General features: G+C 66.0%; 4 protein-coding genes. All 4 read right to left on the minus strand.

Translation table 11 applies throughout. The features are described 5' to 3' along the window. The coding region (locus tag RMO04_RS19575; RefSeq protein ID WP_309646452.1) for a cytochrome c oxidase assembly protein at positions 1-206 on the minus strand (206 nt) is incomplete at its 3' end. Positions 207-225: 19 nt separating this feature from the next. After that, on the minus strand, positions 226-378 hold the full coding sequence (locus RMO04_RS19580) for a hypothetical protein (RefSeq protein WP_309646449.1): 153 nt from the start codon (positions 376-378) through the stop codon (positions 226-228). Continuing rightward, on the minus strand, positions 375-1,346 hold the full coding sequence (gene cyoE / locus RMO04_RS19585; RefSeq protein WP_309646450.1) for a heme o synthase: 972 nt from the start codon (positions 1,344-1,346) through the stop codon (positions 375-377). The genes RMO04_RS19580 and cyoE overlap by 4 nt, the downstream gene beginning before the upstream one ends. An 85-nt stretch (positions 1,347-1,431) precedes the next feature. Next, positions 1,432-2,190 (minus strand): cbb3-type cytochrome c oxidase subunit I (locus RMO04_RS19590; protein ID WP_309646451.1); only part of this gene is annotated, 759 nt, incomplete at its 5' end.

Raw genomic sequence — 2,190 nt, forward strand, 5'->3', positions numbered from 1 at the left:
GGCAGCTCGCGCACATTGGCGTCGAAACGGATGGTCAGCTTCTTCTCCAGCACCGTGTCGGGCGCGGCCTCGGCCTTGCGGATCGTCCCGTCGAAGCCGGTGAGCTGGCAAAAGGCCTTGTAGAGCGGCACGGAGGCGTAGGCCATGCCGACCATGCCGAAGAACGCCCCGGCGCAAACCATCGCCACGTTGCGGTTGCGCTTCATCTCGGGCGAGAGCGGCGGCTTAGAGCGGGCGGTCGGCAACACTGGCCCCCAGACGAACGACGGTGACGACGAAGACTAGCACCACGAACAGGACGAGGCCGAGCGCGAGGGCGATATTCCGGCCCCGCCGCGCCTTGGCTTCGGCCTGAGGGTCTTGCGATTGCTCGCTCACTGGAAGGCTCCGACGGCGGGCAGGTCGAGCAGGTGCTCGGCCAGCAGGGTGGCGAACAGCAGGGTGAGATAGAGGATCGAGAAAGCGAAGAGGTTGCGCGCGTCCTTGGAGCTGGCCTTAACGTCGTAGAGGCCGTCGTCATTGCGCTCGCCCAGCTTCTCGCCAGCGCGACTCTTGAACACCCGCCAGGCCAGGATCAGGAACACCAGGCCGCCGACGGCGGCCACCGCCAGATAGGTCATGCCGCCCAGGCCGGTGAAGGCCGGGACGATGCAGAGCGGGGTGAACAGCAGGCTGTAGATAAGGATCTGCTTGCGGGTGGAGGCCGCCCCCGCGGTCACCGGCATCATCGGCACGCCGGCCTTCTGGTAGTCCTCGCTGGTGTAGAGCGACAGCGCCCAGAAATGCGGCGGGGTCCACATGAAGATGATGGCGCACAGCAGCCAGGCGTTCAGGGGCGTCGAACCGGTCGCCGCCGCCCAGCCGATCACCGGCGGCAGGGCGCCGGCCAGTCCGCCGATGACGATATTCTGGGGCGTCGAGCGCTTCAGCCACATCGTGTAGACGACGGCGTAGAAGAAGATCGTGAAGGCCAGGAGGGCCGCGGCCAGCCAGTTGGTGGTCATCCCCAGCAGCATCACCGAGAACATCGACAGCACCCCGCCCAGCGCGAGCGCGTCGGAACCCTGGACTTTGCCGGACGGAACGGGGCGGGCGCGGGTGCGGCGCATCTTGGCGTCGATGTCGGCGTCGTACCACATGTTGAACGAGGCCGAGGCTCCGGCCCCCACCGCGATGCACAGGATGGCGACGGCGCCCAGCACCGGATTCACCGGGCCTTGCGCGCACACCATGCCGGTGATGGCGGTGAAGATCACCAGCGACATCACCCGCGGCTTCAGCAGCTGGACATAGTCCTGCCACCGGGCCGGCGAGGAAGCTCTGGAGAGGGCTGGCGACATGGCCATCAAGATACTCTCAAAACGACGAAGGGGCGCGTGCCGGATTGTCCCAGCCCGCGCCCCTCTTGGTCTCGTTGGGGGCGAACCCGACCTAGTGAAGGTCGGGCTTGACCACCGGAAGTTCGTTGAACTGGTGGAACGGCGGCGGCGAGGACAGGGTCCACTCCAGCGTCGTCGCGCCCTCGCCCCACGGATTGGCTTCGGCCTTGCGGCGGAACACCATGGCGTCGAGCAGGACCACCAGGAAGACGGCCACGCCCACGAGGGTCACGACATAACCCATGGACGACACCTGGTTCCACAGGGTGAAGGCGTCGGGATTGTCCACGTAGCGGCGCGGCATGCCCTGGAGGCCCAGGAAGTGCTGCGGGAAGAAGATCAGGTTCACGCCCACGAACGTGATCCAGAAGTGCAGCGCGCCCAGCCACTCGCGGTACTTCACGCCCCACATCTTCTCGAACCAGTAGTAGAAGCCCGCGAAGATCGCGAACACGGCGCCGAGGCTGAGCACGTAGTGGAAGTGGGCCACCACGTAGTAGGTGTCGTGCAGGCTGTAATCGACCCCGGCGTTGGCCAGGACCACGCCCGTCACGCCGCCGACGGTGAACAGGAAGATGAAGCCCATCGCCCAGAGCATCGGCGTCTTGAAGTCGATGGAGCCGCCCCACATCGTGGCGATCCAGGAGAAGATCTTCACGCCGGTCGGCACCGCGATGACCATCGTCGCGGCCACGAAATAGGCGCGCAGGTTGATGCTCATGCCCACGGTGTACATGTGGTGGGCCCACACGACGAAGCCGATGAAGCCGATGGCCACCATGGCGTAGGCCATGGCGAGGTAGCCGAAGAC

Origin of the sequence: Phenylobacterium sp. (assembly GCF_031412415.1) — a bacterium.
Taxonomy (GTDB): Bacteria; Pseudomonadota; Alphaproteobacteria; order Caulobacterales; family Caulobacteraceae; genus Phenylobacterium.

Coding starts and splice junctions, on each gene's coding strand:
- cyoE (WP_309646450.1), bottom strand. CDS start 1,346: ATGGCCATGTCGCCAGCCCTCTCCAGAGCTTCCTCGCCGGCCCGGTGG.